This window comes from Pedobacter gandavensis (genome assembly GCF_014172405.1).
Taxonomy (GTDB): Bacteria; Bacteroidota; Bacteroidia; order Sphingobacteriales; family Sphingobacteriaceae; genus Pedobacter; species Pedobacter gandavensis.
In genome coordinates this window covers 46999-65540 of record NZ_WNXC01000002.1, presented here as the reverse complement: position 1 = coordinate 65540, position 18542 = coordinate 46999, and the positions used below count along the sequence as shown (strand labels likewise).

Here is an 18542-nt window from a genome sequence, read left to right as displayed (position 1 = left end):
CTGATGAATAAGATCATAAAATTAACAGCAGCATTGTTCCTGATTTTGTCAGCGAGCAGCTGTGAAAAATACTTAGAAATAGAACCGGTAGGAAAAGTTATTCCTACCACGGCCGAAGATTTCAGAGCCTTGTTAAATAAAGGATATTCTGGATTTCCTCGTCATAAATCAATGCTTGCACTTCGTACTGATGAAGTCGTATTGAATATGGCTAAATCAGAAGCACCGAACTATAAGGATCAATATAAATGGAATGATGGTACGCCAGATCCAGCTTCAGCTGAGCTACCTTACGGTACTTTTTACAATACTATATTTTACGCAAATTCAGTAATTGCTGATGTAGAAGGTCGTGCGGGTAAAACACCGGAGACTGCTCAGATTAAAGGTGAAGCTTATTTATTGCGCGCTTATTCTCATTTTGAGTTGTTGAATACCTTTGCTAAAGCTTTTGATAAGAATACAGCCGCTACTGATCGTGGTGTTCCAATTTCAGTGAAAATTGATTTAGAGATAGACTATAAACCAGCAACAATTGCAGCGGTTTATGATCAGATATTTGCTGACCTTGCAGCAGGCCAGGCCTTAGTGAATGTCACTGATTTTCCTGCGGGCTTGAACTATCGCTTTACTAAACGTTCAGCGCTTGCTTTAGCAGCTAGAATTTATGAGTTTAGAAGTGAATGGAGCAATGCTTTAAAAGCAAGTCAGGACGCTTTGGCTTTAGGAAGTGGCTTGGAAGATTTGAATGCTTCAAAGATTTTGTTGCCTAACAACTACAGTTCTGTAGAAAGTATCATGGCGATGGAAGATACTTTCAATAGCACTGCTACTAGTATCAATTTTATATCTCCAAAATTATTGGGAATGTATAACCAAGTAGAGGATAAGAGATTTGCATTGTATTTTGGTAAATCAGGAAACACCAGTAACTACGTTTCTAAAAAAGGAAACAGTGCTGCATTAAAGGTTTCTTTCCGTAATGCTGAGCTTTACTTGATTCAGGCAGAAGCAGCTTTGCAAACTGATAACATGACCTTAGCATTGAAAAGTCTATTGGACTTAAAAGCGAAACGTTTAACGCCAGCTTATTTTGCTACAGAGCAAACCAGGATCTCTGGTTTGGATAAAACTGGATTGTACCAGGAAATCTTAAATGAGAGAGAAAGAGAATTGGCATTGGAAGGTCACCGTTGGTATGATTTAAAGCGTTATGGGCAACCAGAGCTTAAACATGTGTTGGAAGGTGTAACTTATACCTTGGAAAAAAATGATCCAAGATATACGATCCGTTTCCCTCAATCTGCGATTAATACTAATCCGAACCTTCAGTAGCATTAATAATATATAGAAAGATAAGTGCGGGTGATTAACTCCGGTCTGTTTTACAGACCGGAGTTTTTTTTTACTTTTACACTCAAGCAAGATGAGGATGAAAGTAGCAATTATTGAGGATGAGGAACTGGCAGCAGATACGTTGCAAAAAATGCTGATCCAGTTAAATCCAGACATTGAGGTAATGGCCATCTTAGCTACAGTAGAGGCTGCGGTGGACTGGCTCAATAATCATACGGTAGACCTCTTATTTATGGATATCCATCTGGGTGATGGCGAAAGCTTCCAAATCTTTGAACAGGTAGCTGTGGAATGTCCGGTGATCTTTACCACTGCTTACGATCAATACACCCTCAAAGCTTTTAAAAATCAAGGTATCGATTACCTGTTGAAACCTTTTGATGAAGAAGATGTGGCAGCGGCATTGGCAAAACTGAAAGGGATTCGCAAGATTTCCGACGTAGGCCTTCCACAGATTAGCTATCAAACCATCGGGCCAGCACCCAAAATCCGTAATCGCTTTATGGTTAAATTGGGTAAGCTGATTAAAACAGTACAATCAGAGGATGTCGCTTACTTTATGGCAGAAGGTAAATACTTGTTCTTAGTCACCAACGATAAACAGAATTACATCATTGAAGAAACGATTGGCAGTCTGGAACCCCAATTAGACAGCTCCGACTTTTTCCGTATCAACCGTAAATTTATCATCAACATCAAAGCGGTTCGCGAGATGTACAAACTTTCCAGAAACAGGGTAAGGATTGTACTGGAACCTACACCTGTAGAAGGTCTGGAAGTTGTGGTGAGTGAAGAACGTGCGGAAGCCTTTAAAAATTGGTTGAACCAATAATTCTTGTTTTTTGGTAGGGAAGATATTTTTTATATACTTTTACCCCCGACCAAATATTACAATATACTGCGCTACTTAGCAGAATATTGTACAAGAATGAAAAAATGAACCACTACAAACTATTGCTTCTGGCTTTGCTGTTTTCCTATATTGGGAGTACCGCGCAACAAAAAAGCATTAGCTTCAATCACCTGACGGTAGAAAACGGATTATCACAAAGTAGCGTTTTATCGATTACCCAAGACTCTCTTGGCTTTATGTGGTTTGGCACTAAAGACGGACTCAATAAGTTCAATACCCAGAATTTCGAAGTTTATAAATACCATAAAAAGGACAGTACTTCTTTAACGAGTAGTATGAACATCAATACCCTGCTTACGGATAGTAAGGGAAATGTATGGGTAGGTACACAAAAAGGCCTCAACCTATACCTGCCAAAAACCAATTCCTTTAAACGATTTCAATATCATCCAAAACAAAAACATAGCCTGAGCAATAACATCATCAGGAGTATTTTTGAAGACCGGCAAGGTTTTATTTGGGTAGGTACTGACAGTGGTTTGAATAAGTTAGTGTCTCCAGATAAATTTGAGCGCTTCATGACTTCAGCCGATCCGAAAACTGGGACAGTGCATCATCTGATTAAGTCCGTATATCAAGACCATAACCATGTGATGTGGATAGGCACTTTACAGGGACTGACCAGCATGGTATGGAAAGATGGCAAATATGTATACCGTTCTTATGTTCATGATCGGAACCAGCCGGAAAGTTTGAGTGATAACGACATCAGCTCTATTCTCGAAGACCAGCATCATAATTTATGGATCGGCACGCATAACAGCGGACTGGAACTGATGGACCGGGAAAAGGGAAGTTTTAAGCATTTCCGTTTTAAGAATGGGCAGCCGAATAGTATCAGCAGTAATGTGATCCGTAAGATGATGTTGGCCAAGGATGGTAAGTTATGGGTATCTACGCTTAACGGTATCAATATTATTGACGTAACTACACATGCCATTAAAGTTTTAAACCACCTACCTGACGACCCTTCCAGTTTGAATCAGAATTCCATCTACGACCTGATGCAGGATGCTGCCGGCTCCATTTGGGTGGGTACTTATTATGGTGGTGTCAATGTATACCATGTGAATTCGACGCCTTTTCGGGAATATAAATCCAAGATCGGAAAAAATGGACTCAGCAGTAATGTGGTCAGTTCTATTGTCGAAGATTCAAAGAATAACCTTTGGATCGGAACGGAGGCAGAAGGACTCAATTATTATGACCGTGCTTCGGGGAAGTTCAGTAGTTTTCGCCATGATCCTGAAAATCCTTCCTCTTTAAGTTCCACGTTGGTCAAAGCCGTTTCTATAGACCATAAAGGAAAAGTATGGGTGGGGACTTATGAAGGTGGACTAGATTTATATCTTCCTGAAACAAAAAACTTCCGCCATTACGCTCCAAATCCTACTGATCCGAACGCATTAAATTCCAATAGGATCGTGTCTTTGTTACATGATCGTCAAAAGAGATTCTGGATCGGAACCAGAGCGAGTGGTCTTTTCCTTTATAACGAAGAAAAGGATAACTTCTCGCCGTTTTTTGGTGACCATGATAAACATGATTTAAAAGTAGTCCGGTGTTTATTCCAGGATTCAAAAAATAACATCTGGATTTGCTGTAACTCAGGAACCTATATTCTTGAGCCAAATTCAACCAGGGTCAGGAGGTTTAAAAGCAATGATCAACGGATGTTGTTCAATGACATCAATTTTATCCAGGAAGATTCCCGTGGCTACCTCTGGTTGGGTGGTTATGAATCTGGTCTCATCCGCTATATGCCTAAAAATAAAACAGTACGTTCCTTTAAAAAGGAAGATGGCTTACCGAGTAATGTGATTTTGGGTATGTTGGAAGATGAAAAAGGGAATCTTTGGATCAGCACTGACAATGGCCTTTCGAAGTTTGACCGCAAGATTTTTAAGAATTATACCGTAAGAGATGGCCTTCCAGGAAATGTATTCAATTACAATTCTTTCTTCAAAGATAGTAAAGGGGAGTTTTTCTTCGGCGGGTTTAACGGCTTGCTGAGTTTCTTTCCAGATCAGATTAAAGACAACAACAGGATCCCGAAGGTGATGTTTACTCGCCTTAAGCTTTTTAATAAGCCGATCGCGATCAATGATGAGACGGAATTGTTGAAAGAGAACATCAGCCTAACCAAAGAGATTACTTTCTCTTACCACCAGAATATTTTTACGGTAGATTTTGCCGTGTTGAATTATATCAAATCGGAGAAAAACAGGTACGCCTATAAATTAGAAGGTTTTGAAAAGGATTGGAATTATGTGAGTAGCCCTTCCGCTACTTTTACGAACCTTCCTTCCGGTACCTATACTTTATTGATCCGGGGTTCTAATAATGACGGGGTTTGGAATCCAACGCCTACAAAATTATTGATCCACGTGAATCCACCATTCTGGAAAACCTGGTGGGCCTACCTGATTTATTTGTCTGCTTTCGTTGGATTGTTGTTTTTATGCTCGCGCTTCCTTTGGATCAGAGCGCTACTGAAACGTGAGCAGGAAGTATATCAAATGAAACTGGATTTCTTTACCAATGTGTCCCATGAGATCAGAACTCCGCTAACCTTGATCGAGGGGCCTCTAGAAACGCTGATTAATGAAACGCAGGAATCACCGGTGTTGAATAGAAAATTATTGACGGTGCGCAGAAATGCAGGTCGGTTAACCAGGCTAGTAAACGAATTACTGGATTTTAGAAAAGCAGAATCTGGAAAACTAAGGCTCAACATTGCGCCAGGAAATATGGTCACCTTCGCTAAAGAGATTTACCTTTCTTTTACCGATCTGGCGATTAAACAGCACATTGATTACCAGTTTATATCGGAAGAAGAACATATTGAGGTTTATTTCGACAATGAGCAGCTGGAGAAAGTATTGTATAACCTGTTGTCTAATGCCTTTAAGTGTACTCCGGATGGTGGTATGATCCGTTTATCGGTCTTAAAAACAAAAGATGGGTTTGTAGAAATACGTACCTGCGATAATGGTAAAGGGATTCCTGAAGAAAGCAGAGATAAGCTGTTCAGCAATTTCTATCAGGTCAAAGATCCGCTATCCAGAAATAGTGGTACTGGAATAGGTCTGGCACTTTCTAAGAAAATTGCAGAATTACATCATGGGAATCTGTTTTTAGCGGAACAAAAAGATATTCCGGACGCAGATATTCGTACCTGTTTCTGCCTGAAGTTGAAACTTGGACAAGCACATTTTTCAAAAGAAGAACTGGTACAGGATTTCTTGAATAGTGAAAACCCGGCTCATTATCAGTCGGCCGTAACGCCTATTGAAGAGCCGCTGATTCGACCATTGCCATCTGATACAGGGGAGATAGACGAGCAGATTACAATTCTTGTCGTAGAGGATAACCATGAGGTAAGAGATTTTATTGTACAATCTTTACGTCCGTATTACCTCGTATTGGAAGCAGAAAATGGAGCGATTGGCTTACAAACAGCTATAGAAAAAATACCAGACCTGATTGTCAGTGATGTCATGATGCCGGTAATGGATGGATTGGAACTTTGCAGGACCTTAAAAACGGATGCCAGGACCAGCCATATTCCAGTGATTCTGTTAACCGCCAGAACCGGAAATATCCATGAGGTGAATGGTCTGAAAACCGGTGCGGAGGCTTACCTCACCAAACCTTTTAGCATCAGTAGCTTGCAGCTGACGATTGCCAACCTGCTCCTGTTGCAGGCAAATATGAGGCGTAAATTTAGTCAGCAGATTACCTTGCAACCCGCCAATATTTTAATTGAGTCATCCGATGAAGAGTTTCTGAACAAGGTGATGACGCTGATTGAAAATAACTTTACCACGCCAGAGTTTAGCGTAAACACGCTGGCTTCCGATCTTGGCATGAGTACGCCAATTCTTTATAAAAAGATTAAAGTGCTGACCGGCCTCACCGTGAACAATTTTATTAAATCTGTTCGCCTCAAGAGAGCAGCTCAGCTCCTCCGTCAAAAGGTATATACCGTTTATGAGATTGCTTATCTCGTTGGTTTTAATGATCCCAAATATTTCAGTAAAGAGTTTGTGAAACAGTTTGGCAGAACACCGTCAGATTATGCATTGGAAGAATAATAATTGGCCATTTAAGAATTTCCCCCTTTATACTTAAGAATTTCCCCCCTTAGAATAGCATAGGAGGCCTACTTTAGCTAAACCAAGTATAATTTATCTGTAAGACCAAAGAGCTCATGAACGAGTATGCTATGTTTTTTATTCCTTCCTCATTCCTATTATGTACCAGAAATTACTTTGGTAACGTCTCTCAGATTTCAACTAAATAATTATTGATTATGAAAGCACAATTACTAAAAGTATCCATGGCTCCTGCTCAATCGTTTAGTGTCAGACAGGATGTCGAACCATTTGTAAACAATAAATGGCATTATCACCAGGAGCTGGAACTGATTTACTTTAATGAAGGTAAAGGCACCCAGTTTATCGGGGATAATATTCAATCTTTCGATTCTGGTGACATCGTTCTTGTAGGTGCGCACCTCCCTCATTACTGGAGATTTGAAGATGCCTATTTTGAAGGTGGAGAGAAGAGTGGGACGGCAGATGTGAAAGTCGCGCATTTTAGCGAAGACCTTTGGGGGGATTTCTTCTTGAACCTGCCAGAAAATAAGGCCTTAAAAGATGTCATGGAGAAATCTAAAAGAGGTGTAAAGGTGACCGGCAAAAACAAAGTGCTGGTGGCTGCTTTACTGAGCAGAATGCTGGAAGCAGAAGGAACCGAAAGGATCATTCTATTGATGCAAGCGCTATTAGAAATCTCAAAATGTAGTGAGCTGGAAACCTTGGCGTCATTTGGCTTTCAATATGACCTGGAGCAAGTGGAGAAAGACCGGATCAGTGATATCTATGAATATACCTATGCCAATTTCAGGAATAAAATCTGCCTGGAAGAAATTGCAGATGTAGCCAGAATCAGCCCCAACTCTTTCTGCCGCTATTTTAAATCGCGTACACGAAAAACCTATTCTCAGTTTCTCACCGAGATCAAAGTAGGGCAGGCCTGCAAGTTGTTAATCGAAGCTCACCTCAACCTGAAACAGATTTGCTACAATAGTGGCTTTAATAATTTTGCAAGCTTCCACAAGTGTTTTAAAAAAGTAACTGGAAAAAGTCCCCTGTGTTATCAGCGCGAATTTGTAACCGAATATATCAACTAAACAGCGAGCCAATTCTGTTGACAACTACGCCAAACCGACCGACTGATTCCTGAAAAATAATCCGTCCCTTTAGCTTAACCAAAAATAAACTTAAACGAACTAACGATGAAAATGACCACCACCACTCACAGTCATAAGGGATATATGGCTTCCAGCTCTTGACCAGCAAATCACCGGATTCCCGGAATAACTAGGCTGAAGATCAATTAAAGTATTTACTCATTTTTAAAACTGAAGTATGAAGGAAATTTATACTATGAACCTCTATTTGTCTAACAAATGGAAAGTGTGCTCGATCAGGAAGGTTGGCGTAATCGTATTACTAGCCATAGGGATGCTATTTTCCCCTTCCGCATTTGCACAAGTAATTAAACTAAAAGGCGTTGTGAAGGATGATAAAGGAGTACCACTTCCGGGTGTGGGTGTGAAAATAAAAGGAACCGCAGTGGGCACTTCCACGAATGGAGATGGGGTGTATGCCATTTCTATACCCGGTCCAAATCAAGTGCTGATTTTTACATATATCGGTTTTATCCCTCAGGAAATTCCAGTAGGTGCGAAAACTGAAATCAATGTCTCCCTTAAAGAAAACCTGAGTGACCTTGATGAAGTTGTAGTCACAGGGTACGGCGGTAAAACCAAGAAAAGAGACCTGACGGCGGCCATATCTTCTGTGAATGCAAAGGATATTGAAGAGCGCCAGCCCATCAACCTTTTTGATGCTTTACAAGGGCAGGCAGCAGGGGTATTGGTGATGAATGATGGTGGTGAGCCAGGAGCAGAAGGCTCTATTAAAATCAGGGGAGCTTCAACTTTTTCTACAGATGGTAATGGTTCTAATCCTTTATATGTAATTGATGGGGTGATTAGTGACAATGGAAGTACTATTAATCCAAGTGATATTCAGAATATCGAGGTGCTTAAAGACGCTGCATCTGCGGCCATTTATGGCGCAAGAGCAGCCAATGGGGTAATTTTGATTACCACAAAAAGAGGACAAGATGGGAATGCTAGAATCGACGCACAATATTCTCATGTTTTTGGGAAACTGGCACATAAAATTGCACAGGCAAATGCCGCTGAATTGCGCTACTACAGAAAACTACAGGCAGGAAACCCGAATGGGACTGCTGGTGGCCTTGTAGATTCATTGAATCCAAGTTTTAATTCAGACAATGACCTTCAGGATATGCTTTTAGGAAATACCGGTCAGCGTAATGAAGTGAAACTAAGTGTGAGTGGTGGACAAAAAGGGTTAACCTATTATGGAAGTGGAAACTACCTGGATGATAAAGGAATCGCTTTGAACACCTGGATTAAAAGATTACAATCCAGATTTAACGTGGAGTTTCAAGTGTCACCGAAAGTAAAATGGTCTACCAATGCTTCCTATTATTTTCAAACCGGAAACTTTACGAGTATCAATAACTCCTTAAGACCAGTGTTCGACCGTCCTTCTTATGCCAGGATTTATTACCCAGATGGTTCATTAACCAGTTACCTGAATTCGAAAAGAAATCCTGTAGCAAATGCTTTGCTGGAAGACAATACCCAGGATACTTACAAAGCGCAAATTGCCAACTCTTTAAAGTATGATATTATTAAGGACCTGAATTTCACCGCCACTTTTAATGCACAGCTTGATGATGGAAAGTCTGTGTATTTCATGCCTAGATTTTTAAGTGCGAATGGAATTGAAAATCTGGCCAGAAATGGAACCACCAGAAGAGTATATTATGAAGCTCAGGGTTTCTTTAACTATAACAAAACAATTGCAAATGACCATACCATCACTGCTTTAGCTGGTTTTAGTACAGACAGAACGCGTTCTGATTTTACAAACCTGGAAGGCAAGAACTTAATTGCGGAAGATGTGCATTTTGTGACTGGCGCCAATATGGTAGATTTAACGAAACAAAGGGTAGGGGCAACTGCTTACTCCTTAGCATCCTTCTTTTTCCGTCCGGGCTATAATTACAAAGGTCGTTACATTGTTCAAGGTACTTTCAGAAATGATGCTTCTTCCAGATTTGGTAGAGACAGAAGATCGGGAAGCTTTATTTCTGGATCTGCAGCATGGAGATTCTCTGATGAGAAATTTATGGGCTGGGCTAAGAAATACCTTGATGATGCCAAATTGAGGGTAAGTTATGGTACTGTGGGTAATGATGCCAGTGGAAACTATGAGTCTATTCAACGCATTGAAGTTGGTAGCAATAGCTATGGTGGAGTTGCCGGTGCTTCTTTAATGGATACTTTTGGAAATCCAACGATTAAATGGGAAAATACTGTAACGCAGAATCTGGGAATGGACCTCGTTTTCATGAAAGGACGTTTGAACTTAAGTGCAGATTATTATATTAAAACCACCAATGATTTATTGTACGATCGTCAGATTCCTAAAGAAACCGGCTTCAGTACAGTAAAAGTGAATGTTGGAAATATTGAAAATAAAGGTCTGGAAATAGCCTTAAATGGAACTCCGGTTAAAACTGATAATTTCACATGGAGCGTTACCGGAAACTTAACCTTCGAAAAAGGAAAGATTAAAAAACTTTATAACGGTCAGGAATTTATAGCTGGAAATAAACACCTGATTCAGGAAGGTGGTAACATCGGTGATTTTTATGGCTGGAAAAATAAAGGGGTTTTCCCTTACGATGTATCCAATGCTTTTAATACGGATGGTATAAAATTAGAGCCGGTAAATGTAAGAGTAGTGGAGGCCGTAGATGCTGCAGGTAAAACTTATATGACCTCCGTGTGTGATGGTTATACCTTAAATGGACAACCTTATACAGGCACCGTGAAAAGTTTATATGCAAATGGTGCAAAACTGAAAGGTGGTGATACAGAATGGTTGGACGTGAATAATGATGGGGTGATTGATGATGCAGACCGTCATGTGATTGGTAATGCACAACCGGATTTTTACTTTGGTTTGATCAATAACCTGAGCTATAAACAGTTTTCTCTGTCCTTCATTTTTAATGGAACGGTTGGCGGAAAGGTTTACAATTCCTTTAAACAAGGTTTAACGAACAACAGTTCTTCGAACGGACCAGCGCTACCGGAAGCAATTTATAATGCATGGACCAAACAAGGCGATATTGCTGCTTATCCATATTTCCCGGATAAAGATACCAGAGGTAGTCAGAAAGCAAATGGTAACAGCATGTTCCTGGAAAACGCTTCATTTATTCGTTTATCCAGCGCCAGATTTACTTATCGCTTTACGCCGGCAATGTCGAAAAAGGTTTTCACCAAAAACATCAGTGCCTACATCTATGGTACCAACCTGGTTACCTGGACCAATTACACTGGGTATGACCCAGAGTTCAGCTCTAGTGCATTAACGCCTGGGGATGATAATGGAAAGTATCCAAAAAGAAGAGAGTTAGGTTTAGGTATTAACGTTGGATTTTAATGATTACGAGAATGAAAAAGATATTTTTTATAACACTTTTAGGATTGGGCATGGTATCGTCCGGTTGTAAGAAACTGGTAGATGAGAAACCACTTTCTGACGGAACGCTCGAGAATTTCTATAAAAACAGATTCGATGCGGAAGCGGGAATGGCTGGTATGTATGGAGGATTTCAGCGTGTAATGGTCGGAGAGAAACAGTTCTTTAACCGATATACCTATTGGGGAGATGCAAGAGCAGATAATTTTGAAAGGTTTAAAACCTATGCAAAGAATTCTGACAATGAAATGCATTTCAATACGCTGACTGCGAACAATGATTGGGCAGATTGGAGTCCTTTGTATCAGGTGATCGGCCGTGCAAATCTATTGATCAAAAAGCTCCCTGAAGTAAATAGTTTTACGCAGCCAGGTTCGGCCAATGAGCTACCGGCAGCAACTTTAAAGAGTTACATGGCGGAGTGTTACGCGATGAGGGCCATGTCTTATTTCTACATCGCCAGGGTATGGGGAGCAGCTCCAATTAGAACAGAGCCTTATGTCAGTATTTATGATGATCCGGAACAAGCGAGAGATTCGCAGGAAAAGGTGTTGGATCAGGTAATATCCGATCTGACTACCGCTTATAATACCATGGCAAAAGGTGCTACAGCCAAAGTATTTTACATCAGTGAGGCTGCGGTTTGCGCGATGATGGCTGATGTATACATGTGGAAAAAGGACTATCCAAATGCCATTATCTGGAGTAAACGATTATTTGCTGCCAAAGGGCCAACAGGAAAAGTTTACAATGCTGCAGGAGCGTTAGCTACAGGCGCAGGTGGTGCGGCAACAGATTTACAGCCTACGGCTATCTGGAAAGATATGTTCGTAAATCCGGCAAGCAGTGTGGAAGCGATTTGGAACATTCATTGGGATTATGCGGCTAATGGTTGTGCTTGTATGGCTGGTCTTTCTACCTCACCTAACAACACGGCATACAGAATTGCGGAAGAGGTATTCACCAGCTGGTCTTTGAGTACGACAGATATCCGGGTGAAACAAACTTTTGACATCAACACAAAAACCAGGGATAGAATGTGGAAGTGGTATCCAGGTGTTTATACCCCAGGTGTTGCAGGTGCTTATTCTTATACCGGGACTTTTGGAGCTACTTTAAATGTATTACTTCCAATGTACCGCCTGTCTGATCAGTTCTTATTGTATGCTGAAGCTTTAAACAAAACCGGTGATCAGTTGAATGCCTTAAGGTATTTGAACCTGATTCATACCAGAGCTGGACTTCCAGCCTATACTGCTGATCTATTTCCAACTGCTAAGGATCTGGAGACAGCCATATTACAAGAACGTAAGTTGGAATTGTTTGGAGAGGGGAAACGCTGGTTCGACCTTGTCCGCACAGACCGTGTGGCGGAGTTTATGGATCCGATCCTGATCACCCGTCAGATTGAACAAGGGGCTACGCCAATAGGCTGGGGAACAGATAAACGCAAATATTTATGGCCATTGAATAGGAATGTATTGAATTCTAATAGTTTATTGGTTCAAAATCAGCCTTATACTGAGTAAATGAATCGTCGTTCCAAAGGATTAATTACAATTTAAATAGATCGCAATGAAAAAATATAAAAATATACAAAAAGGGGCCTTTTTTCTGTTGGTTTCAGCGGCCCTTTCTTCCTGCTCTATGTTTGGTCTGGACGTACAGAAAGACCATGAATACATCAAAAAGGAGTTAGATCCTAACCTTTACATGACTGCCAGACAGTACCTGGAGACTCGTGCAATTGTTCCCACAAAATTGAACGATACGGTTTTTAAATACATGAAGCTTGGATTGGATTATGCAGGAATAGACCTTGCTGAGTATGAAAAACCGGGTAGAACATTTCTGTTTTTACACAATGATGCCATCCGTGTATTGGATGACAAAACGAAGTTGCCTAAAAGCGGTTTCTGGTTTGATCTGCCAATTGTGTTAAAAGATGCAAATGGTGCTCCAATCATGGATCCTGTTACCTTAAGACCAAAAACACGTCCTGCAACAAAATGGAGTGATTATTCTAAAGAAACAGTGAAAAATTACTTTTTGTATCTGATCCTTCAAGGCGATTATGGTTTCAACAATGCCATAACGTCGAATACCACTTTACAGACCTTGCTTCCTCCGGGAACAGTGGCTAAAAAAGATGAATCTATGTTGAGCTATCTCGTTACTAAGTCGACTCCGGATCCAGCTGCGGCGGCCAATACTGTTGTTTTTACCTACAATTTTACCGGTGCTGGTTCAGGTTTTGATCCGGATGGTAAAATCAACATGAAAATTGTATACAGTGATGGTACCCCATTGAGAATTAATGACTTTAGTTCTGACCGTTCGGCGGGGCAAATTGCGACCAACGGGCAGGTACACGTTTTCGGAACAACGGTATACCCTTGTAGATATAGTTATTTATAGTAAACAGTTATGAATAACCTTCAGGAGAAGAAGTCCGCTTTTACTCCTGAAGGTTAAAGTATTGCATCGGATTGAATTTGCCATTTAATTTTGGCTAAACACATTAAAATTTAGGAATTGAGAAATTATAGAAACTGGATAGGAAAGCTGATGCTTGTTGTTGCTGTGTTGTTTTGCAGTCCGATTTTTGCACAAAAAAGTCAACGTTTAACCCAAAATTGGGAATTTTTAAAAGGTGATCTTGGTGGTATTTATGAAGCCATCAGGCCAGTGAAAGCCGGAAATCCGGAAAGTGTTCCGGTATGGGAGCAGGTACAACTGCCGCATTGTTTCAATGCAAAGGATGCGGTAACTCCTGATGTCAATTACTATCAGGGACCGGGTTGGTACCGGACGCAGCTGGCCATCAGTAATCCTTATAAAAACGGACGTACACTCCTTCATTTTGAAGGGGCTGGACAGAAGACTAAAGTTTATATCTATGATGTATTAGTAGCCGAGCATGTAGGTGGTTATGATGAATGGACCGCTGACATTACCGATGCAGTGACCGCATTTCGTAAAAATCCTTTGTTCGAAAAACAATTTAAAGGAAAGATTCCGGTAGAAATCCGATCTGACAACTCTCGTGATCTTGAAATGATCCCTTCGGATCTTTCAGACTTCAACGTATATGGCGGTTTGTACCGTTACCTCAACCTGGTTTATGTACCTCAGGTATCTGCAGAAAAGGTTTTTGCAACGGCAAGTGTAGATGCAAAAGGGAGTTTGGGAACTTTGAAAATTAGTTCCACATTGCTGAATCCAGATGGGGTAGATACGGTATTGGTTAAATTCCAGGTTAAAGATCCCCAGGGGAAATTGGTGGCCAGCTTTAATAAAGAATGGAAAGCCTTTTATGGCAAAAAAGACCTTTGGGAAACTTCACTGAAGCATCCTGTATTGTGGTCTACAGATAATCCAAATCTGTATACTGTAGAAATGAGCATTACTGCGAATGGCGTTACATCAGTTCATTCGGAGAAAATAGGATTTAGAAATTTTGAATTCGTTAAAAAAGGACCGTTTATGTTGAACGGAAAAAGGTTGTTGCTGAGAGGAACCCACCGTCATGAGGACCATGCGGGAGTAGCTGCAGCAATGACAGAAGACCAGATCCGCGAGGAGATGGAGTTAATGAAAAGTATGGGCGTTAATTTTATCCGCCTCGGTCATTACCAGCAATCCAGAATTGTATTGGATTTATGTGACCGTTTAGGAATTTTAGTATGGGAGGAGATTCCATGGTGTCGTGGTGGTTTGGGTGGCGAAAGCTATAAAAACCAGGCACGTACCATGCTTCGCAATATGGTGGAGCAACATTATAACCACCCCTCAATTATCATCTGGGGGCTGGGCAATGAAAATGATTGGCCGGGAGATTTCTCGGAATTCGATCAGCATAAAATCAGGGAGTTCATGAAAGAATTGAATGACCTGTCTCATGTGTTAGACCCTTCAAGAAAAACAGCAATTAGAAGGTGTGATTTCTGTAAAGATATCGTAGATGTGTATTCTCCATCTATCTGGGCAGGTTGGTACCGTGGAATTTACACGGAATATAAAGAAGTATCTAAGCAAGAATTTGATAAAGTAGACCATTTTCTCCATGTAGAATGGGGTGGAGATAGCCATGCTGGTCGCCATTCAGAAAGTCCGGATAATGCCTTGAGTTTGGTGACTAAAGGTAAGGGAGCTGATGAGCGTGCAGGCGATGCCTCTTTATTTGGTGGTAGTGCCCGCGTCTCTAAAGATGGCGATTGGAGTGAGAGTTATATTGTTAACCTGATCGACTGGCATTTGAAAGAGCAGGAAAACATGCCTTGGTTGAGCGGTGCTGCATACTGGCCGTTTAAAGATTTTTCAACGCCAGTTCGTCCGGATAACCCGATTCCGTATATGAATCAAAAAGGAGTGGTAGAGCGCGATCTGACGAAGAAGGAAGCTTTTTATGTGTTCCAATCGTATTGGACAACTGCGCCAATGATCCATATTTATGGACATTCCTGGCCAGTACGTTGGGGTGCTGCGAATGAAGAAAAAATGGTAAAAGTATATGCCAACCTGGATGAAGTGGAACTCTTCGTAAACGGAAAGAGCCTGGGCAAGAGAAAGCGGAATAGTCAGGATTTCCCTGCGGCTGGATTGAGGTGGATGGTTACTTTTAAAGAAGGACAGAACACGATTAAAGCAGTAGGAAAGAAAGATGGAAAGGTATTTACCGATGAGATTACACAAGAATACCAAACGGAGAAATGGGATAAACCCGCAAAGATGTTACTTGAAAAGGTATCAGAAAAGGATGGGATCGCAGTAATTCAGGTTAAAGTGTTAGACAAGAACAATATCTTGTGTTTGGATGCGCAAAACTATATCAGCTTTGGGATCACTGGTGATGGTACTTTAATCGACGATATGGGAACTGCGCGTGGTTCTAGAAAAGTGCAACTTGGAAATGGCCGTGCAGAGATCAGTATCAAAACGAATAAAGGGAAGAGTGTAGCTAGTGTTATCGCTGATGGATTACCATCCGCATTTGTCGAAATAAATCCGTAGGAAATGAAAAAACTGTATGTCTTGTTAGGAGCCGTGTCGATTAGTATGAATGCCGTTGCTCAACAGCCTTTAAAATTATGGTATGACCGACCGGCGAAAGTATGGGAGGAAGCTTTGCCATTGGGAAATGGCAAAACTGGGGCCATGGTATATGGTCGGGTGAATCGGGAGAGAATTCCGCTGAACGACAATACACTGTGGTCTGGATTTCCAGATCCTGGAAATAATCCGGCAGGACCAAAGGTTTTGCCAGAAGTACGTAAGGCAATTGAGGAAGGGAAATATGAGGAGGCGACACAACTCTGGCGGAAAATGCAAGGGCCTTATTCGGCTAGATACCTTCCTTTAGGGGATTTGTATTTACAGTTTAATCAACAAGATAGTATTCCTAGCAGATACTACAGGTCGCTGGACTTGGACAATGCAATCGCTACGGTGAATTATTCTTTGAATGGGGTAGACTATAAAAGAGAAGTATTTACCAGCTACCCGGGAAAGGTGTTGATGATGAGAATTACGGCTAGTAAGCCGGGATCGATTAGTTTTAACACTGGACTGATTAGTAAACTGCGTTTTAAGACTGCTTCGGTAGGTACTCAGGAATTGATTTTGAAGGGTAAGGCACCGAAGTTTGTCGCCAATAGAGATTATGAACCGAAACAGGTGGAGTACGATGCGCAGGAAGGGATGACTTTTGAAATCCGCATGCGGGTTAAGCATGAAGGTGGAACCTTGAAAGCTGTCGGTGATCAATTGCTGGTACAAAACGCGAATGCGGTAACGATCTATTTAACGGAGGCGACGAGTTTTAATGGTTTTGATAAGTCAGCTGGCCTAGCCGGAAAAGATCCTTCCATAGCCAGTTTGGCGGATATGAATGCCGTATTCGGGAAAAGTTATGAGGTGCTGAAAGCGCAACATGTGCAGGATTATCAGCAGCTTTTTAACCGGGTGAAATTCGAGTTGAAAGAGAATCCAGTTGCCGAAAAGCAAACTACGGATGAACGTCTGAAGCAGTATGCAAAAACTAAAAATGACCAAGGTTTACAAACGTTATATTATCAGTTTGGTCGCTACCTGATGATTGCATGCTCCCGTCCGGGATCTCGTCCTTCTAACCTTCAGGGGATTTGGAACGACCAGGTACAACCGCCATGGGGTAGCAATTACACCACCAATATCAATACAGAAATGAATTACTGGCTGGCAGAAAATGCCAACCTATCGGAATGTCACCAACCACTTTTTGATTTTATGAAAGAGCTGGCCGTAAATGGGGCAAAAACCGCTAAAGTAAATTACAATATAGACAAAGGTTGGGTAGCACATCACAACTCTGATCTTTGGGCAAAAACTTCTCCTCCAGGGGGCTACGATTGGGATCCTAAAGGTGCACCAAGATGGACGGCATGGCCGATGAGTGGCGCCTGGTTTAGTACGCATTTATTTGAACATTATCAGTTTACCGGCGACAAAGTATTTTTGAGTAAAACTGCTTATCCCTTGATGAAAGGTGCAGCTGAGTTTATGTTGCAATGGCTGATCAAAGATGATAAAACTGGCTATCTGGTAACGAGTCCCTCGACTTCTCCTGAGAATACGGTTAAAATTCAAGGCAAAGAATACCAGCTTTCCAAAGCTTCTACCATGGATATGTCGATCCTCAGGGAGTTGTTTACGGATATCATTCGTACTACTGAGGCTCTAAATATAGATGCGCCTTTCAGGAAGGAGTTAATTGATGCGCGTGAAAAATTATACCCTTTCCACATTGGCCAATATGGACAGGTACAGGAATGGTTTCAGGATTGGGACGATCCAAAGGATAATCACCGCCACATTTCTCATTTGTTCAGCTTGTTTCCAGGGAATCAGATTTCTGTTTTTGAAACACCGGACTTGGCTAGTGCAGCAAAACAAACCTTGATTTTCAGAGGGGATGTAAGCACCGGTTGGTCTATGGCCTGGAAGATCAATTGGTGGGCAAGGTTACAAGATGGGAATCATGCTTATAAAATTCTGGAAGATGCTTTTACTTATATCGATCCGACGCTTACAAAAGCGCAGATGAGTGGGGGTGGGACCTACCCGAACCTATTTGATGCACATCCCCCTTTTCAGATTGATGGAAATTTTGGCGCTACAGCTGGAATCACAGAGATGTTATTGCAAAGTCAGGATGGGATGATCAGTTTATTGCCGGCATTGCCAGAGGCTTGGTCTGCGGGGAACATTCAGGGGATCAAAGCAAGAGGAAATTTTGTGGTTGGGATGAACTGGAAATCCGGTAAGTTAACTGAAGGAACGATCAAATCAGAAATTGGCGGGAATTGCAGGTTGCGGACATTGCAGCCGGTGAAAGTTGTCCAGCTGGGGAAAGATCAGACCGGAAAAACCCAGGTTAAAGGGGAAACAATAGTTGCTGTGACCAATCCTAAATCAGAAAATAGCAACTCCCTGACTCAAAAACCCTATGTGCCTGCGTATAAAAATGCTTCAAAAGTGGCTTTGGAAAAGCTAGCTGTTGAGACTGGTTATGTGATCGATTTTAAGACAGAAAAGGGAAAGATCTACAAAGTTATCGCCTTATAAATTAT

At 41.3% G+C, this 18542-nt stretch carries 9 protein-coding genes; all 9 read left to right on the top strand.

Translation table 11 applies throughout. From position 1 onward, the window contains the following. Window positions 1–3: 3 nt before the first annotated feature. The 9 genes from GM920_RS08160 (at window position 4) to GM920_RS08120 (ending at window position 18537) form a co-directional block, all read left to right on the top strand. Window positions 4–1335, top strand: coding sequence for a RagB/SusD family nutrient uptake outer membrane protein (locus tag GM920_RS08160; RefSeq protein ID WP_182955581.1), 1332 nt, complete (start codon window positions 4–6; stop codon window positions 1333–1335). Window positions 1336–1426: 91 nt separating this feature from the next. Further along, entirely contained in the window at window positions 1427–2188 is a 762-nt protein-coding gene (locus GM920_RS08155; protein WP_235964483.1) for a LytR/AlgR family response regulator transcription factor, read from the top strand. 104 nt (window positions 2189–2292) lie between these two features. Beyond that, window positions 2293–6366, top strand: coding sequence for a hybrid sensor histidine kinase/response regulator (locus tag GM920_RS08150; RefSeq protein ID WP_182955579.1), 4074 nt, complete (start codon window positions 2293–2295; stop codon window positions 6364–6366). A 218-nt stretch (window positions 6367–6584) separates the two neighbouring features. Then, window positions 6585–7466, top strand: coding sequence for an AraC family transcriptional regulator (locus GM920_RS08145; protein WP_182955576.1), 882 nt, complete (start codon window positions 6585–6587; stop codon window positions 7464–7466). Window positions 7467–7704: 238 nt separating this feature from the next. Beyond that, window positions 7705–10893, top strand: coding sequence for a SusC/RagA family TonB-linked outer membrane protein (locus GM920_RS08140; RefSeq protein WP_182955574.1), 3189 nt, complete (start codon window positions 7705–7707; stop codon window positions 10891–10893). Window positions 10894–10904: 11 nt separating this feature from the next. After that, window positions 10905–12461 (top strand): RagB/SusD family nutrient uptake outer membrane protein, encoded by a 1557-nt coding sequence (locus GM920_RS08135; protein ID WP_182955572.1) that lies wholly within the window; start codon window positions 10905–10907, stop codon window positions 12459–12461. Window positions 12462–12507: 46 nt separating this feature from the next. Next, on the top strand, window positions 12508–13350 hold the full coding sequence (locus GM920_RS08130) for a hypothetical protein (RefSeq protein WP_182955569.1): 843 nt from the start codon (window positions 12508–12510) through the stop codon (window positions 13348–13350). 150 nt (window positions 13351–13500) lie between these two features. Continuing rightward, the gene (locus GM920_RS08125; protein WP_182956621.1) at window positions 13501–15945 is read left to right on the top strand and encodes a glycoside hydrolase family 2 protein; all 2445 of its coding nucleotides are present in this window, start codon (window positions 13501–13503) and stop codon (window positions 15943–15945) included. A 3-nt stretch (window positions 15946–15948) separates the two neighbouring features. Further along, on the top strand, window positions 15949–18537 hold the full coding sequence (locus tag GM920_RS08120; RefSeq protein WP_182955567.1) for a glycoside hydrolase family 95 protein: 2589 nt from the start codon (window positions 15949–15951) through the stop codon (window positions 18535–18537). Window positions 18538–18542: the final 5 nt, after the last annotated feature.

What these genes read in the sequence shown, in the direction of transcription:
- GM920_RS08145 (WP_182955576.1), top strand. Translation starts at nt 6,585, where the DNA reads ATGAAAGCACAATTACTAAAAGTATCCATGGCTCCTGCTCAATCGTTT.
- GM920_RS08160 (WP_182955581.1), top strand. Translation starts at nt 4, where the DNA reads ATGAATAAGATCATAAAATTAACAGCAGCATTGTTCCTGATTTTGTCA.
- GM920_RS08130 (WP_182955569.1), top strand. Translation starts at nt 12,508, where the DNA reads ATGAAAAAATATAAAAATATACAAAAAGGGGCCTTTTTTCTGTTGGTT.
- GM920_RS08140 (WP_182955574.1), top strand. Translation starts at nt 7,705, where the DNA reads ATGAAGGAAATTTATACTATGAACCTCTATTTGTCTAACAAATGGAAA.
- GM920_RS08150 (WP_182955579.1), top strand. Translation starts at nt 2,293, where the DNA reads ATGAACCACTACAAACTATTGCTTCTGGCTTTGCTGTTTTCCTATATT.
- GM920_RS08155 (WP_235964483.1), top strand. Translation starts at nt 1,427, where the DNA reads ATGAGGATGAAAGTAGCAATTATTGAGGATGAGGAACTGGCAGCAGAT.
- GM920_RS08125 (WP_182956621.1), top strand. Translation starts at nt 13,501, where the DNA reads ATGCTTGTTGTTGCTGTGTTGTTTTGCAGTCCGATTTTTGCACAAAAA.
- GM920_RS08120 (WP_182955567.1), top strand. Translation starts at nt 15,949, where the DNA reads ATGAAAAAACTGTATGTCTTGTTAGGAGCCGTGTCGATTAGTATGAAT.
- GM920_RS08135 (WP_182955572.1), top strand. Translation starts at nt 10,905, where the DNA reads ATGAAAAAGATATTTTTTATAACACTTTTAGGATTGGGCATGGTATCG.